The sequence below is a fragment of the Micromonospora sp. NPDC047793 genome (assembly GCF_040642635.1).
Taxonomy (GTDB): domain Bacteria; phylum Actinomycetota; class Actinomycetes; order Mycobacteriales; family Micromonosporaceae; genus Micromonospora.
In genome coordinates, this window is the sequence record NZ_JBEYSG010000011.1 from 25,767 (window position 1) to 44,636 (window position 18,870).

General features: G+C 73.2%; 17 protein-coding genes. 9 read left to right on the forward strand and 8 right to left on the reverse strand.

Going from position 1 to position 18,870, the window contains the following annotated elements; genetic code table 11:
- The first annotated feature begins 11 nt into the window (after window positions 1-11).
- Together ABZ738_RS21330 and ABZ738_RS21335 are read left to right on the forward strand one after the other, a co-directional pair.
- Window positions 12-212 (forward strand): hypothetical protein, encoded by a 201-nt coding sequence (locus ABZ738_RS21330; protein WP_131057369.1) that lies wholly within the window; start codon window positions 12-14, stop codon window positions 210-212.
- The gene (locus tag ABZ738_RS21335; RefSeq protein WP_176095957.1) at window positions 212-1,003 is read left to right on the forward strand and encodes a site-2 protease family protein; all 792 of its coding nucleotides are present in this window, start codon (window positions 212-214) and stop codon (window positions 1,001-1,003) included. The genes ABZ738_RS21330 and ABZ738_RS21335 overlap by 1 nt, the downstream gene beginning before the upstream one ends.
- 52 nt (window positions 1,004-1,055) lie before the next feature.
- Here ABZ738_RS21335 and ABZ738_RS21340 read toward each other — a convergent pair whose 3' ends face one another.
- The 3 genes from ABZ738_RS21340 to ABZ738_RS21350 form a co-directional block, all read right to left on the reverse strand.
- Entirely contained in the window at window positions 1,056-2,054 is a 999-nt protein-coding gene (locus ABZ738_RS21340; RefSeq protein ID WP_131057373.1) for an aldo/keto reductase family protein, read from the reverse strand.
- A gap of 139 nt (window positions 2,055-2,193) precedes the next feature.
- Window positions 2,194-6,960: a WG repeat-containing protein gene (locus ABZ738_RS21345; RefSeq protein ID WP_357215692.1), complete on the reverse strand. Its 4,767-nt coding sequence runs from the start codon at window positions 6,958-6,960 to the stop codon at window positions 2,194-2,196.
- A 425-nt stretch (window positions 6,961-7,385) separates the two neighbouring features.
- A complete protein-coding gene (locus ABZ738_RS21350; RefSeq protein WP_131057726.1) occupies window positions 7,386-7,946 on the reverse strand; it encodes an XRE family transcriptional regulator in 561 nt (186 codons plus the stop codon).
- Between the two features lie 66 nt (window positions 7,947-8,012).
- Between ABZ738_RS21350 and ABZ738_RS21355 the strand changes: the two genes are divergently transcribed.
- On the forward strand, window positions 8,013-8,831 hold the full coding sequence (locus ABZ738_RS21355) for an AzlC family ABC transporter permease (protein WP_131057727.1): 819 nt from the start codon (window positions 8,013-8,015) through the stop codon (window positions 8,829-8,831).
- The gene (locus ABZ738_RS21360) at window positions 8,825-9,133 is read left to right on the forward strand and encodes an AzlD domain-containing protein (RefSeq protein WP_176094924.1); all 309 of its coding nucleotides are present in this window, start codon (window positions 8,825-8,827) and stop codon (window positions 9,131-9,133) included. Before ABZ738_RS21355 ends, ABZ738_RS21360 begins: the two co-directional genes overlap by 7 nt.
- A 55-nt stretch (window positions 9,134-9,188) precedes the next feature.
- On the opposite strand, the gene ABZ738_RS21365 is transcribed toward ABZ738_RS21360, so the two are convergent.
- The 3 genes from ABZ738_RS21365 to nadA all read right to left on the reverse strand — a co-directional run bounded on the left by ABZ738_RS21365 (window position 9,189) and on the right by nadA (window position 12,607).
- On the reverse strand, window positions 9,189-9,791 hold the full coding sequence (locus tag ABZ738_RS21365; protein WP_131056104.1) for a DUF3043 domain-containing protein: 603 nt from the start codon (window positions 9,789-9,791) through the stop codon (window positions 9,189-9,191).
- Between the two features lie 73 nt (window positions 9,792-9,864).
- Window positions 9,865-11,220, reverse strand: a complete 1,356-nt coding sequence (gene murA, locus ABZ738_RS21370) for a UDP-N-acetylglucosamine 1-carboxyvinyltransferase (protein WP_131056102.1) — start codon at window positions 11,218-11,220, stop codon at window positions 9,865-9,867.
- A gap of 211 nt (window positions 11,221-11,431) precedes the next feature.
- On the reverse strand, window positions 11,432-12,607 hold the full coding sequence (gene nadA, locus ABZ738_RS21375) for a quinolinate synthase NadA (protein ID WP_357215699.1): 1,176 nt from the start codon (window positions 12,605-12,607) through the stop codon (window positions 11,432-11,434).
- 68 nt (window positions 12,608-12,675) lie between these two features.
- On the opposite strand from nadA, the gene ABZ738_RS21380 reads away from it, so the two are divergent.
- The 3 genes from ABZ738_RS21380 to ABZ738_RS21390 all read left to right on the forward strand — a co-directional run bounded on the left by ABZ738_RS21380 (window position 12,676) and on the right by ABZ738_RS21390 (window position 15,672).
- Entirely contained in the window at window positions 12,676-13,815 is a 1,140-nt protein-coding gene (locus ABZ738_RS21380) for a glycerate kinase (protein ID WP_176094921.1), read from the forward strand.
- A gap of 184 nt (window positions 13,816-13,999) precedes the next feature.
- Window positions 14,000-14,368, forward strand: coding sequence for an iron-sulfur cluster insertion protein ErpA (gene erpA / locus ABZ738_RS21385; protein ID WP_131056096.1), 369 nt, complete (start codon window positions 14,000-14,002; stop codon window positions 14,366-14,368).
- 326 nt (window positions 14,369-14,694) lie between these two features.
- Complete coding sequence (locus tag ABZ738_RS21390; protein WP_131057788.1) at window positions 14,695-15,672, forward strand: carbohydrate kinase family protein; 978 nt, start codon at window positions 14,695-14,697, stop codon at window positions 15,670-15,672.
- A gap of 175 nt (window positions 15,673-15,847) precedes the next feature.
- On the opposite strand, the gene ABZ738_RS21395 is transcribed toward ABZ738_RS21390, so the two are convergent.
- A complete protein-coding gene (locus tag ABZ738_RS21395) occupies window positions 15,848-16,072 on the reverse strand; it encodes a sulfurtransferase TusA family protein (protein WP_131057789.1) in 225 nt (74 codons plus the stop codon).
- On the reverse strand, window positions 16,069-17,220 hold the full coding sequence (locus tag ABZ738_RS21400) for an aminotransferase class V-fold PLP-dependent enzyme (RefSeq protein WP_357215705.1): 1,152 nt from the start codon (window positions 17,218-17,220) through the stop codon (window positions 16,069-16,071). The genes ABZ738_RS21395 and ABZ738_RS21400 overlap by 4 nt, the downstream gene beginning before the upstream one ends.
- Window positions 17,221-17,415: 195 nt before the next feature.
- Between ABZ738_RS21400 and coxB the strand changes: the two genes are divergently transcribed.
- Window positions 17,416-18,387, forward strand: a complete 972-nt coding sequence (gene coxB / locus ABZ738_RS21405) for a cytochrome c oxidase subunit II (protein WP_176094917.1) — start codon at window positions 17,416-17,418, stop codon at window positions 18,385-18,387.
- Between the two features lie 11 nt (window positions 18,388-18,398).
- A complete protein-coding gene (locus ABZ738_RS21410; protein ID WP_131055533.1) occupies window positions 18,399-18,827 on the forward strand; it encodes a cytochrome c oxidase subunit 4 in 429 nt (142 codons plus the stop codon).
- Window positions 18,828-18,870 lie beyond the last annotated feature (43 nt).

The window sequence follows — 18,870 nt, forward strand, 5'->3', positions numbered from 1 at the left end:
GAGACGCGCACATGGCGTGGAGCTGGCGGTACGAGGGCGCGAACGGCGAGTCGGTCGACGGGCCGGGGGAGTCGTTCGGCAGCCAGGCGGACGCCGAGTCCTGGATCGGCCAGACCTGGCGGGAGCTCGCGGCGTCCGGCGTCACCTCGGTCGCGTTGCTGGAGGACGATCGGGTGGACTACCGGATGAGCCTGCAACCTCCGGCGGAGTGATGTCGCCGCGGGACTCCGAGCCGCTGGTGCTGGGGGTGCCCCGGGCCGCGTTCCGGCCCAGCCCGGTGTTCCTCGCACTGGTCGCGTTGCTGGTCACCAGCGCGTTGCTGACCTGGCACGGCGTCGGCAACGTCCGCGTCGCGGTGTTCGGCTTCGTGGTCACCGGCTGGCTGGTCTCACTCTGCCTGCACGAGTACGCCCACGCCGTGGTCGCGTACCGGTTCGGTGACCGGGGGGTGGCCCACCGCGGCTACCTGACGCTCAACCCGCTCAAGTACAGCCACCCGTTGCTCTCCATCGCGCTGCCGGTGGCGGTGGTGCTGCTCGGCGGCATCGGACTTCCCGGCGGTGCGGTCTGGGTGGACCGGCACGTGATCACCGGCCGACTGCGGCACACCCTGGTCAGCCTCGCCGGTCCGGCCACCAACGTGGTGTTCGCGCTGGTGCTGGTGGCGGTGTTGCGTCTCGGCTCGTCGGGCGGCGGGCCGGTGGAGTTCTGGGCCGCCGTCGCCCTGCTCGCCTTCCTCCAGGTCACCGCCAGCCTGCTCAACCTGCTCCCGGTGCCCGGACTCGACGGCGGCAACATGATCCAGCCGTGGCTGAGCCCGCCCTACCGGCGGATGTACGACCTCTTCGCGCCGTACGGCTTCATCCTGCTGTTCGCGCTGCTGTGGAATCCGACGATCGGCGGCTGGTTCTTCGACGCGGTCTTCGCCATCGGTGACGTCCTGGGCCTGCCGCCCTGGCTCTACGCCACCGGCCTGGACCTGGTCCGTTTCTGGCAGAGCTGAACCGCCGTCCCCGGCCGGGGCACGTGCCCGCCTCGGCCGGGGACGGGCCGGGTCAGGGCCGCTCGGCCGGCGACTCGGTACGCGCCGGGTCCCGCTCGGTGACCGGCTCGACGATCTCGTCGATCGCCTTGAGCAGACCGGCGTCGAGCTTCACCCCGGCCGCCTTCACGGTGTCGTGCACCTGCTCGGGGCGGGACGCGCCGACGATCGCCGAGGAGACGTTCGGGTTCTGCAGCACCCAGGCCACGGCGAGCTGGGCCATGGTCAGGCCGGCCTGGTCGGCCAGCGGCCGGAGCTGCTGCACCCGGGTCAGCACGTCGTCGGTGAGCCACTTGGCGATGAATCCGGCGCCGGACTTCTCGTCGGTGGCCCGGGAACCGGCAGGCGGCGGCTGGCCGGGGAGGTACTTGCCGGTGAGGACGCCCTGCGCCATCGGCGACCAGACGATCTGACCGATGCCCAGCTCCTCGCTGGTCGGCACGACCTCGCTCTCGATGACCCGCCAGAGCATCGAGTACTGCGGCTGGCTGGAGACCAGCGGGATGCGCAGCTCCCGGGCGAGGGCGTGGGCCTCGCGGATCTGCGACGCCTTCCACTCGGAGACCCCGATGTAGTGCGCCTTGCCGGAGTGCACGACGTCGGCGAACGCCTCCATCGTCTCTTCCAGCGGCGTGCTGTAGTCGTACCGGTGGGCCTGGTAGAGGTCGACGTAGTCGGTCCGCAACCGGCGCAGTGACCCGTTGATCGACTCCATGATGTGCTTGCGGGACAGGCCCCGGTCGTTGCGGCCCGGACCGGTGGGCCAGTACACCTTGGTGAAGATCTCCAGGCCCTCGCGCCGCTCCTGCTCCAGCGCCCGGCCGAGGACGTCCTCGGCGCGGGTGCCGGCGTACACGTCGGCGGTGTCGAAGGTGGTGATGCCGGCGTCGAGGGCGGCTCGGACGCAGGCGAACGCCGCGTCCTCCTCGACCTGCGAGCCATGGGTGATCCAGTTGCCGTACGAGATCTCGCTGACCATCAGGCCGGAGCGGCCCAGGTGTCGGAATTCCATGCCACGACCCTAGCCCCACCGGGGGTACGAACGGCCAGGGCGATCCTGGACGCATCGGTCGGCGTGGCCGCCCGGGGCGGCGGCGCCGCAGGCCGGTACGGGCCGCCGCACTCGCGCCGCGACGACCCGACCGTCCAGGTCAGAGCATCGGGCTGGCGTCGCTGAGCAGTCCCTCGATCTCCGCCACGACCTCGTCCGGGTGGCGGAACACCGGGGCGATCAGCGACCCGCCGCGCCGGTCCAGCGCACCCCACTGCCCGACACCGTTGGTGGCCAGGAACGCCACCGGATGGATCAGCAGCACCGGGTGGGCCGGGGCAACCAGCACCTGACCGGTCCGGTCCACCACACCCTTGCGCCCACCCAGGTCCACCACGGCCAGTCCCTCGTCGGTGAAACCGTCGACGTACCGACCGTCGGCGAGCGTGGTGTGGAAACCGTGGTAGCGGGTGGGCACCACGATCTGCCCCGTGCGGTCGACGGCACCCCACCCGTCGCGGCGGACCGCCGCCACGCCCCGGCGGAACGGCCGCACCTCGGCGAAACCGGGCGGCACCACCACCGCACCGTCGGTGTCCACCGCCAGCCAGCCGCTGTCGTCCCGCACCACCCAGGCCAGCCCGTCGGAGAAGGGCCGGGCCGCCACGTAGGTCGGCTCGACCACTGTCTCACCGGTCAGGTCGATCAACGACCACCGGTCGCTCTGCGGGCCGCGTACCCAGGCCAGACCCTCCCGGAACGGCTGGGCCTCGGCGTACCGGGCCGGCACGACCATCTCGCCCTCGTCGTCGGCGTACCCCCACAGGCCCTCGTCGCCGTCGCGGGCGGGCGCCGGGGGCCGCTCCCGCTCCAGCACCTCGTCCCAACTCCGCGGGTACGGCCCGAAGCCGTCCTCCTCGGCGCGCGTCGCGATCGCGTCCAGGCCGACGCGTACCCGGGCCAGCAACTCGGCGTCCCCCTCGCCGCGCAGGTCGAGGGCGCGCTCGAAGTGGTGGCACGCCTCCATCAACCGGCCCTGGTCGTAGCAGGAGCGGGCGGCGTGCTCGTGCAACGCCGCGCGCAACCGGTCCGGCAACTCCACCGAGTTGGCCTCCGCGAACAACCGGTCGGCCTCGGCGAACTCGCCCCGCCAGCGCAACACGTGCGCCAGCCGGGCCTGCGCCAGCGCGGACCGCCGCAGTTCGCCGGTGGCCTCCGCGTAGGTCAGCGCCATCCGGCCGTCGTCCACCGCGTCGTCGAGATCGCCGAGTACGCGTGAGGCCACCGCCCGCAGGCTCAGCAACCGGGCACGGGAACGGTTGTCCAGAGCGGAGTCGAGCTTGTCGGTGAGCCCCTGCCGGAGTTCCCGCAGTTCCTCCGGATCGTCGACCAGTTCGCGCAGCGTCGTCGGGTCGAGCCGCCAGGGGTAGTGCGCCAGCACCTGCTCCGGGTCGGCCGGCGCTTCGGGCTCCTCCTCGGGCTCGTCCTCCGGCTCCGGTTCGGGCTCGTCGCCCGGTGTTGCCGCGCCGACGTGGGGTGGCGGGCTGCCCACATCGGAAAGGACGTCGTCGCTGTCCGACGACGGCAGCCCGTCAGTGAACGGCCCGCTCTCCGACGGCCCGGTACTGGGCGGCGTGGTGTCGTCGGCCGGCAGTTCCGGGATGTCCGGCGGTGCCGTCCCGGCGTTCGGCGGTGCGATAGCGTCCGGCGGCGCCGCCGGGATGTGCGGCGGTGCGGACACCGGCGCGGCGTGCGTCGGCGGGGCGTCGAGGTCCGGGCGGGTCCGCGACTCCGCCGAGGTGCCCGGGTCCGTGGTGCGCGTCCGATCCGACGAGGTGGCGGGCACTGCCGAGACCGGTGCGGCGGGAGGTGCGGAGACCGGCCGTGAGGTGTCCAGGACCGGCGACAGGGAGTCCAGGGCCGGCGGTGCGGAGACCGGCGCGGTCGGCGGGATGGCGAGCTGCGGTACCGGGTCCGCCGAGTAGGGAGCGGACGCCACCGACGTCTCCGGGAAGACGGGCGCGGAGACCGGCCGGTCCGGTTGCCCCGAGACCGGCCGTGCGGGTGGCCCCGAGACCGGGGCCGTGGGTGGTCCGGAGACCGGCCGGACCGGGATGTCGTCATCGGAGCGGAACGTCGGTGTCGACAGGGAGGGCACCGGTGGTCCGGAGACCGGCCGGTCCGTCTCGGTCTGCCCGGCGTTGAACCACGATGGCTCCGGCGGTGTCTCGGGGGAACCGTGACGGGCGGGCCGATCGGGGGTGACCGCCGGACCGGAACCGGCGGCACCGAACCAACCCGGTCCGCTCTCGGGCGGTGCGGGCGGCGGCGAGTACGCGGCCGGCTCGGCCGGCGGCGGGAGGAACCGGGTCGGCTTCCGGGCGTCGGGCCGAGGCGCCGACGTCTCCGGCACGGACCGCTCGACCGGTGGTCGCTCGGCCGCTGGTTGCTCGACGGGAGTGCGGTCGACGGGCGTGCGCTCGAACGGCGTGCGCTCGACGGGAGTGCGGTCGCCCTGTGGGCGGTCGACCGGTGACTGGTCACGTGGTGGGCGTGTCGGACCGGCGGTCGCCGGCGCGGGCGGTGCGGAGACCGGTCGGTGGCTCGGCGGTCCGCTGACCGGTCGGTGAGCCGGTGGTGCGGAGACCGGGGGCGGCGCGGCGGGGGCCGGTGGCGTCGGTGCGGCGCGGTGGGTGGGCGGTGCGGAGACCGGTCGGACCGGACCGGCGGCGGGTGGTGCCGCGACCGAGGGGGTCGGGGTCGGGGGTGGGGTGGCGACGACCGGCTGATCGTGCAGGGGAGCGGGACGGACCTGGTGCTCGTGCAGCGGCGCCGGGCGTACCTCGTGCTGGTGCAGCGGGGCCGGCCGGACGGTCTCCCCGGCCTGCGTGCGGGGCCCGGCGGCTGCGGCGGGCCGGTCCCGGTCCGGGTCCGGGCGGTCGAGACGTTCCCGGTCGAGACGGCCACCGCCGGGCCGGTCGCGGTCGGTGTCGTCGGGCCGGTCCGGGACCGCGGCGAGCGGCCGGTCCCGATGGGTGACGTCGGGCCGACCACGCTCCGGTGCGGGGGAGACCGGCCGGGCGCGACCGGCGGCGGGCGACACCGGGCGATCCGAGTCCGGTGCGGGGGAGACCGGGCGGTCGGGGACCACCGACAGGTGCGGGCGGCCGGGCCGGAGCACGTCGTCGTCGGGGGCGGGGGAGACGGGCCGGTCCAGGTCGGGACGTCGAGCGGCCGGACGCTCCGCGTCGAACCGTTCGGGTCCGGCCGGCTCCGGGACGTCGGCGCGGCGACGGTCGTCCGGCCGGTCCCGGTCGGTGCCGGGTTCGGAGGCCGCCGGTCGCTGGTACTCGCGGTGGTCCCGTCCGGTGCTCGGGCGCAGCGGGCCGGGTGCGGGCCACGGCAGGTCCCCGCCTGCGGGCGCCGGATCCCGTTCCGGTGGTGCCGGGCGTTCCCACTCGTCGCGGGTGGTGCGGATCGGCTCCTCGTCGACGTAGCCGTCCGGGTACGGGGCGCTGTCCGGGTCGCCCTCGCTGAAGTCGTCGCGGTAGTCGTACCGCTCGACCGACGGCCGGTCGTCGATCGAGGGCTCGCCCGGGTGGCTGCTCCACTGGTAGCGGGGTCGCGACGGGGTGTCACCGGTCGACCGGCGGTCGACGTCCTCGGCCGGTCGACGCGCGGCGGGCGACCGACGACGGTCCTCGTCCGACTCCCAACCGGGCCCGGGGCGTCCGGCCGGGGAGATCGGCACGTCCCGGTCCCGGCGACCGTCGCGCCCGACGGGTTCGGATCGGCGCGGAGGCTGGGGGTAGCGGTCCGGGTCGCGCTCGTCGCGTCGGTCCGGGCCACGCCGGGCATAGCGCTCCGGGTCCCGGTCGTCGCGCCGGTCCGGGTCGCGTCGGGCGTAGCGGTCCGCGTCGCGCCGGTCGAGGTCCCGCCGGTCGAGATCGCGGCGGTCGAGGTCCCGTCGGTCCGGGTCGCGCTGGTCGGGGTCTCGGCGGTCCGGGGCGCGCCGTCCCGGGTCGCGTCGGGCGTACCGGTCGGGGTCCCGGTCGTCGCGGCGGTCCGGGTCGCGTCGGGCGTAGCGGTCCGGGTCGCGCCGGTCGGGATCGCGGCGGTCGGGATCGCGACGGTCCGCTTCGCGCCGGTCGGGATCGCGGTCGTACCAGTCGGCGTCGCGACGCTCCGGGGTGTCCCAGCCGACACGGCCGGGGTCGCGGCGATCCGGTTCACGTCGGTCCGCGTCGCGTCGGGCGTAGCGGTCCGCGTCGCGGCGGTCGGCCTCGGGCGGGGTGTGGCGGTCCGGGTCGCGTCGGGCGTACCGGTCGGCCTCCCGGGGGTCACGCCGGTCCGGGTCACGTCGGGCGTAGCGGTCCGGTTCCCGCTGGTCGCGGCGGTCCGGGTCGGGTGGGGCGTACCGGTCGCGGCGGTCCTGGTCCCTCGGCGGGTAGCGGTCGGGGTCGTACCGGTCGGCGTCGCGCTGGTCACGACGGGGCGGTGCACCGGTGGCGCCCTGGGCGCTCATCTCGGACCAGGTGATCCCGTCCCGTCCGCGCTCGGACCACCTGTCCTCGGCGCCGGGGCGCTCCGGACGTGTACCGGCGAACGACCGGTCGAACGGCGGCGCGCTGGTGGGGCCGTCGTGGCGTCGGGGCTCCGGGATCTCCTGCCGTCCCGGCCGACCGTCCGGCTCGTCGTCCCAGGACCGGCCCACGTACGTGCCGTCCGGGCGGGTCGGGGCCAGCGGCGGCACCTCGGCGCGACCGACGGCGCTGGACCGGCTGCGGGTGGGTGGCGGCTGGTGGTCGAGGCCGATGTCACCCGGGTATCGCTGGCCCGGGAACTGGGGTTCCCACTCGGCCGTCGGTTCGACGACCCAGGACGGATCGGCGGGGCCGGGCCACCGGTCGGCGTAGCCGCGACTCATCCGCCGGGCCCGTCGCTGCGGCCGGGACATCGCCGGGTGGCGGCGTGGGCTGCGGCACGGTGGTCGCGGGCCGGTCCGGCGGACGGGACGGCACCGGAACGCAACGTCGCGGCTGACCACGGGACCGACGTCCGCCCGCTCACGGGCGCGCCCCGGTGGTCGGCTCGCGTCCGCTCGCTCACGCCGATGTCACCTCGTCGGAAATGGTCGCGCTGGGCACCCCCGCAGGCCGGTCAAGTCGCTCGTGCCGGCACTGAATGGCTGCGCATGGAGGGTAGCGGCGCGGGCTCGTTCACCGCCACTGCGGCGCCCTCGTCGAACTCAAACGTTATCCTATTGATCAGGACATTTAGGTCTTTGGTGGGGTCGGACTTCCGGCGATCCGCCACCCTTGGTCGACTCGCCGTCGCGGCACCCGTGCCGGGTCAGGGATGCTCCATCACCAGCACCGCGAAGGTACCGGGCGCGAGTGCCTCGTAGCGGTGCGGGGCGTCGCCGGGGAAGGTCGCGTAGTCGCCCGGGTCGAGCTCCACCTGGTCCCGCTCGGGGCCGCAGCGCAGTCGCCCGGAGCCCACCACCACGTGTTCCACGCTGCGCGGGGTGTGCGGGTCGGCGGTACGCACCCGGCCCGGCTCCAGCTCGATCAGGTACACGTCCCGACGGGCGTGGGCGGCTCCGGCGGTCAACAGCGTGCCGACGAAGTCGGCGTGCTCGGAGCGGATCCGGGGGCCGTCCCCGGCCCGGATCACCCGGACCGTGGTGGCCGGCGGCTCGACCAATCGGCTGAACGGCACGTCGAGCGCCACCCCCAGCGCCCAGAGTGTCTCCACGCTGGGATTGCCGACGCCGGACTCCAGTTGCGACAGCGTCGACTTGGCGATGCCGGCCCGCCGGGCGAGCTCGGTGAGGGAGATGCCCACCCGCTGCCGCTCGTAGCGGAGGGCGGCGGCGATGGTGGCCAACGGGGGAGAGGGTTCGGGGGCCATGGTTCGCTCCGTCGGTCATGCTGTTCTATTTGACGAACATCAGCGGCGTGTTCATCATGATGAACCATGCGTACGCCAGAACGAACGCCGGGGGCGGGCGTACTCCGGGACGTCGCCGCCATCGCGGCGGCGATGGTCGCCGTGGGCGCCTCGTTCGGCGCGGTCGCCGTGGCCGCCGGGATCCCCGGCTGGGCCGCCGTGACGATGTCGGTGCTGGTGTACGCGGGCGGAGCGCAGTTCATGGCAGTCGGGTTGCTGGCCGCCGGCAGCCCGGTCGCCGCCGTCCTCGCCGGACTGCTGCTCAACGCCCGGCATCTGCCGTTCGGGCTGACCCTCGGTGACACGATCGGCCGTCGGCTGCGGCGCCGCCTGCTCGGCAGCCACCTGATGACCGACGAGGCTACCGCGTTCACCCTGGCCCGGCCGCCCGGTGCCGACCGTCGCCGGGCGTTCTGGCTCGCCGGTGTGCTGCTCTTCCTGGCCTGGAACGCCGGCACCGTGCTCGGTGTGCTGGCTGGCGGGGTGGCCGGTGACCCGGCCGCGCTCGGACTGGACGCGGCCTTCCCCGCCGGCCTGATCGCCCTGCTGCTGCCCAGCCTGCGTGACCCCGAGACCCGACGGATGGCGCTGGCCGGTGCCCTGGTGGCGGTACTCACCACACCGCTGCTCCCCGCCGGCCTGCCGGTGCTGCTCGCGCTGGCCGGGCCGGGGCTGCTGGCCGTCCGGCGCATCCGGGCACGCCCGACACCGGTCGACGCACCGGAGATGACCGCGCCGGGAACCACTCCGCCGGAGATCACGCCACCGAGGGCTGCGCCACCAGGGGCTGCCACACCGGGGACCGATCCGGTGCCGGCCGGGCGAGGGGAGAAGGAGCCGTGCTGATCGCCGCGATCGTGGCGCTGGCCGTCGGGACGTACGCCTTCCGGGTCGCCGGGGTGCTGCTGCGGGACCGGCTCGACCTGCCGGCGTGGGCGCGGCAGTTGCTGCCGGTCGGCGCGGCGGCGCTGCTGGCGGCCCTGGCGGCCACCGCGGCGCTGACCGAGGCGGGCGGGTTCGCCGGCTGGGCCCGCCCGGCCGGGGTGCTGGTCGGGGTGGCGCTGGCCTGGCGGCGCGCGCCGTTCGTGGTGGTGGTCCTCGCCGCCGCCGGCACCGCCGCGGTGCTGCGCCTGCTCGGCGTGCCGTGACCGGTGCCGGTCGAAGGCCGGAGAGGTCGCCGTCGTGCGACGGCGACCCGACGGATCAGACCGGGTCGCCGAGGGCGACGCGGGGCTCGGGGGTACGCAGCTTGCGGAAGGTGATCGACCGCATGATCGCGTAGAAGTAGAGCGAGCCCATCCGCTGCTCGGTGCGGGGGAAGCGCTCCCGGACCAGTTTCTTGATCTTGCGCGAGATGAGGACGGAGTCGATCACCACGCCGAGCGCCAGCGCGCCCCAGAGCAGGTTGGAGGCGAGCCGGATCGCCGGGGGCATCGCCTGGTTGGAGCCGATCAGCACGACCAGCGCGCCGCCGAAGAACCAGGTGCCGACGGTACGCCGGGAGTCGACCACGTTGCGGGCGAGCAGCCGCTCCGGCCCCCGGTCACGGGGACCGCCCTCGCGCCGGAACTCCGCCGACGCCTCGGCCCGTCGCTGGCGACGCAGCGCCTTGGCCTCGTCCTTGCTCAGCGCCTTGGTCGCGCCCGCCGGCCGACGGCCGGTGGTGGGCCGTTTGGGCGTCTCCCGTCCCTTGCTCGGCGTGTAACCACGCGCACGAGTGGACTCCGACTCCTCCTCGGCCGGGGTCTCCGGCTCGGTGGCGGGATCGGCGAGGTCGGCGGACTTACGACGAAACAGCGACGGCACGCGGCAAGGGTAGCCAACGCCACGAGCCCGGTGCACATCGCGGTGCACCGGGCTCGTACGGAGGTGGTCGGGGTCAGGGTCGCTCGACGTGCGCGCCGAGGTCGGCGAGCTTCGCCTCGAAGTCCTCGTAGCCCCGGTTGATCAGGTCGACGCCGTACACCCGGGAGGTGCCCTCGGCGGCCAGCGCGGCGATCAGGTGGCTGAAACCGGCGCGCAGGTCGGGGATGACCAGGTCGGCGGCGTGCAGTTTGCTCGGCCCGGCGATCACCGCAGAGTGCTTGAAGTTGCGCCGGCCGAAGCGGCAGGGGGTGCCGCCCAGGCAGTCCCGGTAGACCTGGATGTTCGCGCCCATCGTGTTCAGCGCCTCGGTGTAGCCCAGCCGCTGCTCGTAGACCGTCTCGTGGACGATCGACAGGCCCCGCGCCTGGGTCAGCGCCACCACCAGGGGCTGCTGCCAGTCGGTCATGAAGCCCGGGTGCACGTCGGTCTCCAGGGCCACCGCGTTCAGCTCGCCGCCCGGGTGCCAGAACCGGATGCCGCCCTCCTGGCCCGGGTTCCCCAGCTTGGGCGGCCGGACGTCGGTCACCTCGTACTCGCCGCCGACCGAGCGGAAGACGTTCAGGAAGGTCATCATGTCGGCCTGCTCGGCACCGAGCACCTCGACGTGGCCCCGGGTGGCCAGGGCCGCCGCGGCCCAGCTCGCCGCCTCGATCCGGTCCGGGATCGGCCGGTGGGTGTAGCCGTGCAGCCGGGGCACACCCTGGATCTCGATGACCCGGTCGGTGTGCACCTTGATGATCGCGCCCATCTTCTGCAGGATGCAGATCAGGTCGATGATCTCCGGCTCGACGGCGGCGTTGCGCAGCTCGGTGACGCCCTCGGCCATCACGGCCGTGAGCAGCACCTGCTCGGTCGCGCCGACGCTCGGGTAGGGCAACGAGAACTTGGTGCCGTGCAGGCCGTTCGGGGCGGAGAGGTGCAGCCCCTCGGGCGTCTTGTCGACGGTGGCGCCGAACTCCCGCAGCGCCTGCAGGTGGAAGTCGATCGGCCGGGGCCCGATGTGGCAGCCACCCAGGTCCGGGATGAAGGCGTGTCCGAGGCGGTGCAGCAGCGGCCCGCAGAACAGGATCGGGATCCGGCTGGATCCGGCGTGCACGTTGATCTGGTCGGTGCTGGCGCTCTCCACGTTGGCCGGGTCGAAGACCAGCTCACCGTCCTCGAGGCCGTCGGTGACCTTGACGCCGTGCAGCCCGAGCAGGCCCCGGACCACCTCCACGTCGCGAATCTTGGGCACGTCGAACAACCGGCTCGGGCTGTCGCCGAGCAGGGCGGCGACCATCGCCTTGGAAACCAGGTTCTTCGCACCGCGCACGCGGATCCGCCCTTCGAGCGGGGTGCCTCCGTGTACGACCAGGACGTCGTCGGTCAACGCAACCTCCAGCGCGTGCGTGCTGCCGTGTCGATGTGGGTCACCGCGGGTCGCTACCCACGGTGCGGTCGCGGCCAAACGCACGCGCCCGCGTTCTCGTCCGCCCGGCAGCATAGCCCTCTGTGATGAGAATGGATCCGGTCACACTACCCCTGGGGGCATTTATCGGTGATCCGGCACTTTTGTGTGCGGCAATGGTTGCCGAGAGTGATCAGGCGCCGGGTAGTGCGAGCATCTGGTCCAGCGCCACCCGCGCGTGGTGCGCGGTGTCGGCGTCGACGGTGATCCGGTTGACCACCCGGCCGGCGACCAGCTCTTCCAGTGCCCACACCAGGTGCGGCAGATCGATGCGGTTCATCGTCGAGCAGTAGCAGACGGCCTTGTCCAGGAACATGATCTGCTTGTCCGGGTGCGCCAGCGCGAGTCGGCGGACAAGGTTCAGCTCGGTGCCGACCGCCCATGCCGAACCGGCCGGAGCCGCCTCGATCGTACGGATGATGTACTCCGTCGAACCGACCAGGTCGGCCGCGTTGACCACCTCGTGCCGGCACTCCGGGTGCACCAGCACGTTCACGCCGGGGACCCGCTCGCGGACGTCGTTGACGCTCTCGAGGGTGAACCGGCCGTGCACCGAACAGTGCCCCCGCCACAGGATCATCCGCGCGTCGCGCAGCTGCTCGGGTGTCAGCCCACCGCCCGGCTTGTGCGGGTCGTAGAGCACGCAGTCGTCCAGCGAGAAGCCCATCTCCAGCACCGCCGTGTTGCGGCCCAGGTGCTGGTCGGGCAGGAAGAGCACCTTCTCGCCCTGCTGGTACGCCCACTCCAGGGCCCGCTCGGCGTTCGACGAGGTGCAGACCACCCCGCCGTTGCGGCCGACGAAGCCCTTGATGTCGGCCGACGAGTTCATGTAGGTCACCGGGACGGTCCGGGCCGCGATGCCCAGCTCGGTCAGGACGTCCCACGCGCTCTCGACCTGCGGCAGCGCGGCCATGTCCGCCATCGAGCAGCCGGCCGCCAGGTCCGGCAGGATCACCTGCTGCGCCTTCGAGGTGAGGATGTCGGCGCTCTCGGCCATGAAGTGCACGCCGCAGAAGACGATGTACTCCGCGTCCGGCCGGGCGGCGGCCTCGCGGGCCAGCTTGAACGAGTCACCGGTCACGTCGGCGAACTGGATCACCTCGTCGCGCTGGTAGTGGTGGCCCAGCACGAAGACCCGGTCGCCGAGCGCGGCCTTGGCCGCCGCCGCCCGGGACACCAGATCGGGGTCGCTCGGTGCCGGCAGGTCACCCGGACACTCGACGCCACGCTCGGTGGCGGGATCGCTGCCACGGCCGAGAAGCAGCAGCGCAGTCGCGGTGTTGGAGGGCTCAGTCCAGGTCGACGTCACGCTGACCATGGTCCCACAGCATGACCAGCGCGCCGCCTGTGCCGGTGTGGGCTGCCACACTGCCAGGCATGCGCGTACTGCTCTGTCCGGACAAGTTCGCCGGCACGCTGCCGGCACCCGAGGTCGCCGCCGCGGTGGCCGACGGCTGGCGGGAGATCGCACCCGGGGACGATCTGCTGGTCAGGCCGCTGGCCGACGGCGGGCCGGGCTTCCTCGACGTGCTCGCCGGCGCGCTGTCGGGACGGCGGGTGCCGGTGTCGACGACCGACCCGTTGGGCCGTGCGGTCGCCGGTGAGATCCTGCTCACCGACGACGGCGCGACCGCCTGGCTGGAGAGCGCCCAGGCGTGCGGACTGCACCTGCTCGACCCGGCCGAACGGGACCCCAGGGCCACCACGTCGTACGGGCTGGGTCAGCTGATCTCCGCCGCGGTCGAGGCGGGCGCCCGGACGGTGGTCGTCGGGCTGGGCGGCTCCGGCACCAACGACGGCGGCGCCGGGATGATCACCGCATTGGGTGCGGTCCCGTTGGACGACACCGGCAACGCCCTGCCGTACGGCGGTGCCGCGCTGGCCGCCGTCGCCACCCTCGACGGGGCGCCCCGGCTGCGCGACGCCCGCCTGATCGCCGCCACCGACGTCGACAACCCGCTGCTCGGGCTGCACGGCGCGAGCAACGTCTTCGGGCCGCAGAAGGGTGCCGACCGCGCCGACGTGCTGCTGCTCGACGCCGCGCTCGGACGCTGGGCCGAGGTGCTCGAACACGACCTGCCGGGCTGCCCGAGCGGGCTCGGCGCGCTGCCCGGCGGAGGCGCGGCCGGAGGCATCGGTGCCGCGCTGCTCGCCCTGGGCGGGCGGTGCGAGTCCGGCATCGGACTGGTCAGCCGGGCGATCGGGTTGGAGAGCGTGCTCGACGAGGTCGACCTGGTGGTCACCGGCGAGGGCAAGTTCGACCACCAGTCGCTGCGCGGCAAGGTGGTGGCCGGGGTGGCGGGCGCCGCGCGGGACCGGGGCGTACCGTGCGTCGTGCTCGCCGGCCAGGTCAGCACCGGTCGGCGCGAGGCGGCGTCGGTCGGCGTGACCGACGCGTACAGCCTGGTGGAGCACTTCGGCGGCGAGGAGCGCGGCGGGCTGGCGGCGGCGATGGAGCGTCCGGCCGAGGGGTTGCGGGAGCTCGGCTCCCGACTGGCCCGGCAGTGGAGCCGCTGACCGCAGGTCGTCCCCGGACCGCCCCGCTGTCCGGCGTGCGTCGGAGGGGCCGGTCACGCTGCCGGGTCACCCGGCCGTCGGCGGCCTACAATCAGAAGCTGGACCGCTGTGGGAATCGCTGACCGGCGAACGACGTTGGCCAGGGGAAGACCACTTCTTCGAACGCGCGCAGGGAGAATTCCACGTGACCACGCCAGCGCAGACCGAGTCGACCGAGGCCCAGGCCCCCACGTCCGTCGTCCTCACCGACGTCGCGGCGCAGAAGGTCAAGGCCCTGATCGAGCAGGAGGGCCGCGACGACCTGCGGCTCCGCGTCGCCGTGCAGCCGGGTGGCTGCTCCGGCCTGCGGTATCAGCTCTTCTTCGACGAGCGTTCGCTCGACGGTGACGTCGTCACCGACTACGACGGTGTCGAGGTGGTCGTCGACCGGATGAGCGCCCCCTACCTGACCGGCGCCACCATCGACTTCGCCGACCGGATCGACGCCCAGGGCTTCACCATCGACAACCCCAACGCAGGCAACTCCTGCGCCTGCGGCGACTCCTTCAGCTGAGTCTCCGACCTCCGACGGCGGAACGGCCCCCTGGGCCGTTCCGCCGTCGCGCATTCCCCCTCCCTCCCCGCCCCGCCCCGCCCCGCCCTGTCTGAGTTGATCAAGAGGTTTGGTCGCCCGGGAGGCGGTCGGGAGGGCGAAAACCTCTTGATCGACAACGCGGTCGGTACGGGTACGGGGGTGTGGTTGGTGGGTTGGCCGGGGGCGGGATGGTTTGGGGTGGTGGGTGGGTAAGTGGGCGGTGGGGGAGGTTGAGCGGGCTGGTCGCTCGGCGAGCGTGGGGCCGGTAGGCTGACCGCGCCCTGATCCCGACCCCGAGGGTTGACATGAAGATCGCCGTGACCGGCTCGATCGCCACCGACCACCTGATGAGCTTCCCGGGCCGGTTCGCCGACCAGCTCATCGCCGACCAGCTGCACAAGGTCTCGCTCTCCTTCCTGGTGGACGACCTGGTGCTGCGCCGGGGCGGCGTGGCGGCGAACATCGCGTTCGGCATGGGGCAGCTCGGCCTGCGCCCAGTGCTGCTCGGGGCCGTCGGCGCCGACTTCGCCGACTACCGCTCCTGGCTGGAGCGGCACGGGGTGGACTGCGACTCGGTGCACGTCAGCGAGGTGGCGCACACCGCCCGCTTCGTCTGCACCACCGACACGGACATGTGCCAGATCGCCTCCTTCTACGCCGGCGCGATGAGCGAGGCGCGCAACATCGAGCTGCACCCCGTCGCGCAGCGGCTCGGTGGGCTGGACCTGGTCTTGGTCGGTGCCAACGACCCGGCGGCCATGCTGCGCCACTCCGCCGAGTGCCGTGAGCGCGGATACCGGTTCGCCGCCGACCCGTCCCAGCAACTCGCCCGGATGGAGGGCGAGGACGTGGTGTCGCTCATCGACGGCGCCGAGTACCTGATGACCAACGACTACGAGAAGTCGCTGCTGCAGAGCAAGGCCGGACTGAGCGACGCGCAGCTGCTGGATCGGGTCCGGATCCGGGTCACCACGCTGGGCAAGGACGGGGTGGAGATCGCCGGGCGGGACTTCGCGCCGATCCACGTGCCGATCGCCCGCGAGGCCCAGGCGATCGATCCCACCGGCGTCGGCGACGGCTTCCGTGCCGGTTTCTTCACCGCGCTCTCCTGGGGCGTCGGGCTGGAGCGCGCCGCGCAGGTCGGCTCGCTGCTGGCCGCCCTGGTGCTGGAGACGGTCGGCACCCAGGAGTACCAGGTGCGCCGCGACCTGTTCGTCAAGCGCCTCGCCGAGTCGTACGGCGACGAGGCCTCCGACGAGGTCCGCCCCCACCTGCTGCCCTGACCACTGCACCGTCACGGTGTCTCGGCTCTCGATCCCGAGCGGTTCCGCTACGGCGGACGGGATCGAGAGCCGATCGTCGTCTACACGAGGTTCAGGTGTTAGCAGGGGACCCCGGCTATGCACGAGGCGTTAATAAGGTGCCCTTCCTTTCACAGCGGCCGGTGGATGCCGCCTTTCACGCGGAGCGGCGGACGTCGTAGCCGGGGCCGGGGGCGGCACCGAGGAACTCCTGCTGGCGCATCCGGCACCAGGCCGGGATGTCCACCGCCGCCGCCGGATCGTCGGCGAGCACCCGGATCACCGCGCCGACCGGCAGGGACGGCAGTCGGCGGGCCAGCGCGATCACCGGCAGCGGGCACCGCTGACCGAGACAGTCGAGCACCTCGTCGGGGGTCGTCACAGCCCCACCACCCCCGCCTCGGCCCGCAGGTCGGCCACGATCTGCGGCAACTCGGTGAGGAAGCGGTCCACGTCCGCCTCGGTGGTGCCCCGGTGCAGTGAGACACGGACGTTGCCGTGCGACAGCACCCCCATCGCCTCCAGCACGTGCGACGGGCGCAACGTCGACGAGGTGCAGGACGAGCCCGACGACACCGCGAAGCCTCGCCGGTCCAGCGCGTGCAGCAGCGCCTCGCCGTCGACGTAGAGACAGGAGAAGGTGACCAGGTGCGGCAGCCGGCGCACCGGATCGCCGACCACCTCCACGTCCGGCACGTCGGCCGCCACGCGGGCCCGGATCCGGTCCACCAGCGGCGTCAGCCGGGCCGCCTCGACGTCGGCGTCGGCCGCCGCCGCGCGCAGGCTCGCCGCCGCCGCGACGACCGCCGGCAGGTTGACCGTGCCGGGCGTACGCCCCGACTCGTGCTCGTCCGACGGCCACGGCGACTCCCAGCGGGTGCCCTTGCGGACCACCAGCAGCCCGACGCCCGGCGGACCGCCCCACTTGCGGGCACTCGCGGTCAACACCGACCAGCCGGCCGGCACCGGTACCCGCCCCACGACCTGGGCGGCGTCGACGTACAACGGCACCCCGGCCTCGGCGCAGGCCACTGCCGCCTCCTCGACCGGCTGCACGGTGCCCACCTCGTGACTGGCGGCGATCAGCGCGGCCAGCGCCACCTCGGGCCGTGCCACCGCCGCCGACCAGGTCACCGGGTCCAGCCGGCCGGACCGGTCGACCGGCACCTCGATCGCGGTGCCGCCCCGCGCCACGTGCTGCTCGGCCGCGTGCAGCACCGCCGAGTGCTCGATCGCCGAGTGCACCAGCCCCGCCCCGACACGTCGACGACCGGCCAGGCCGCCCAGCACGGCCGCGTGCGCCGCGCTCGTACCGCTGGGGGTGAAGGAGAGTTCGTCGGGGCGTACGCCGAGGGTGTCCGCCGTCGCCTCGCGGGCGGCGTCGAGCAGTTGGCGTGCGCGGCGGGCCTGGGTGTAGAGCCGATCCGGGTCGGCCCAACCGTCGTCGAGGGCGGCCAGCAGCGCCTGCCGGGCGACCGGATGCAGCGGCGCGGCGGTGGCCGCGTCCAGGTAGACCGGGGAAGGAATCACGTCTGCCCACGCTATCGCCTCGGTCGACGCAAGATCCCCCGTCCAGGGCGGAGAGTGACCCCAACCGGGTCGAGCCCGTCATGGTCGAGTAATCTGCGACCGTCGGTGACGCCTTTGCCGCTGGTGTGGTGGTTCCGCTCGGCGGAGCCGGCCCGACCGAGGAAGCACCGCGGCGCGCTAGGGAGGCAGGACCAGGTGGTCGCAAGGAGTTCGGAGGTACGGCCGACGGCCGTGCGGAGCAGCGCATCCCCAGGAGCCGTCGGGCGTCGGGGGCGTCGCGCCGGGCGTCTTGCCGGGCTCGGCTTCGGCGGGGCGGCGCTGCTGGTCCTGCTCACGGGCTGTGACGTCGGCGCGGCGTTCGGCGGCTTCGGCTGGCCCCAGGGCGGCATCACGCCGGAATCCCGGCGGATGTACGACCTGTGGATCGCCTCGTGCATCGCCGCGCTGGTGGTCGGCGTCTTCGTCTGGGGCCTGATCTTCTGGTGCGTGGTGCGTTACCGCAAGCGCGGCAACGAGCTGCCCGTGCAGACCCGCTACAACCTGCCGATGGAGTTCCTCTACACCATCGCGCCGGTGCTGGTCGTGGCCGTGCTCTTCTACTACACCGCGGTCGTGCAGACCGACGTGGTGAAGACCACGAACAACCCCGACGTCACCGTCGAGGTGGTCGCCTTCAAGTGGAACTGGCAGTTCAACTACCGCGACGGCCAGGGTGTGGACGCCGAGACCACCGCCTCGGTGCTGGGCACCAGCGAGGTCATCCCGATCCTGGTGCTGCCGAGCAACCGGTCCATCCGGTTCGAGGAGACCAGCCGCGACGTCATCCACTCCTTCTGGGTGCCGGAGATGCTGTTCAAGCGGGACGTGATGCCGGGCAGCATCCGTAACGTCTTCGAGGTCTCCTCGCTGGAGTCCGAGGGCGCGTACGTGGGCCGCTGCGCCGAGCTGTGCGGCAGCTACCACGCCTTCATGAACTTCGAGCTGCGGGTCGTCTCGCCGGAGAACTTCGACCGGTTCCTCGCCGCCAAGCAGGACGGGGCTTCGACCCAGGACGCGCTGACCGCCATCGGCGAGGAGCCGTACGCGATCACCACGAAGCCGTTCGAGACGCGCCGTACCCAGGACAACTTCAACCAGGCCAACACCACGGCCGGCGCGGGAAGCTGAGGTAACGCCGGATGAAGACCGAGTGGCGCATCTTCCTCATCATCGCCGCGTTCCTGCTCTTCGCGACCGCCCTCTACGGCGGCTGGACGTTCGCCGACTCGGGCGGTCGGGTCGAGTGGATCGGCACCGTGGCCCTGCTGCTGTCGTTCCTGCTCTGCTCGATGTGCGGCGGCTTCTTCTGGTTCGTCTCCCGCCGGATCGACCTGCGTCCCGAGGACCGTCCCGACGGTGAGATCGCCGACGGCGCGGGCGAGATCGGCTTCTTCAGCCCCGGCAGCTACTGGCCGTTCGGGCTGGCCCTGGCCGCCGCCATCGCCGGCCTCGGCCTGGTGTTCTGGCAGCTCTGGCTGCTGGTCGCCGGCATGCTCGCAGTGGTCCTCGCCACCTGCGGCCTGCTGTTCGAGTACTACAGCGGCACCCGGCGCACCGCCGAGCACTGACCGGCACAGCGACCTGGTGAAAGCCCGCCTCCCTCAGGGAGGC

Coding starts and splice junctions, on each gene's coding strand:
- ABZ738_RS21330 (WP_131057369.1), top strand. CDS start 12: ATGGCGTGGAGCTGGCGGTACGAGGGCGCGAACGGCGAGTCGGTCGAC.
- ABZ738_RS21335 (WP_176095957.1), top strand. CDS start 212: ATGTCGCCGCGGGACTCCGAGCCGCTGGTGCTGGGGGTGCCCCGGGCC.
- ABZ738_RS21340 (WP_131057373.1), bottom strand. CDS start 2,054: ATGGAATTCCGACACCTGGGCCGCTCCGGCCTGATGGTCAGCGAGATC.
- ABZ738_RS21345 (WP_357215692.1), bottom strand. CDS start 6,960: ATGAGTCGCGGCTACGCCGACCGGTGGCCCGGCCCCGCCGATCCGTCC.
- ABZ738_RS21350 (WP_131057726.1), bottom strand. CDS start 7,946: ATGGCCCCCGAACCCTCTCCCCCGTTGGCCACCATCGCCGCCGCCCTC.
- ABZ738_RS21355 (WP_131057727.1), top strand. CDS start 8,013: ATGCGTACGCCAGAACGAACGCCGGGGGCGGGCGTACTCCGGGACGTC.
- ABZ738_RS21380 (WP_176094921.1), top strand. CDS start 12,676: ATGCGCGTACTGCTCTGTCCGGACAAGTTCGCCGGCACGCTGCCGGCA.
- ABZ738_RS21390 (WP_131057788.1), top strand. CDS start 14,695: ATGAAGATCGCCGTGACCGGCTCGATCGCCACCGACCACCTGATGAGC.
- ABZ738_RS21410 (WP_131055533.1), top strand. CDS start 18,399: ATGAAGACCGAGTGGCGCATCTTCCTCATCATCGCCGCGTTCCTGCTC.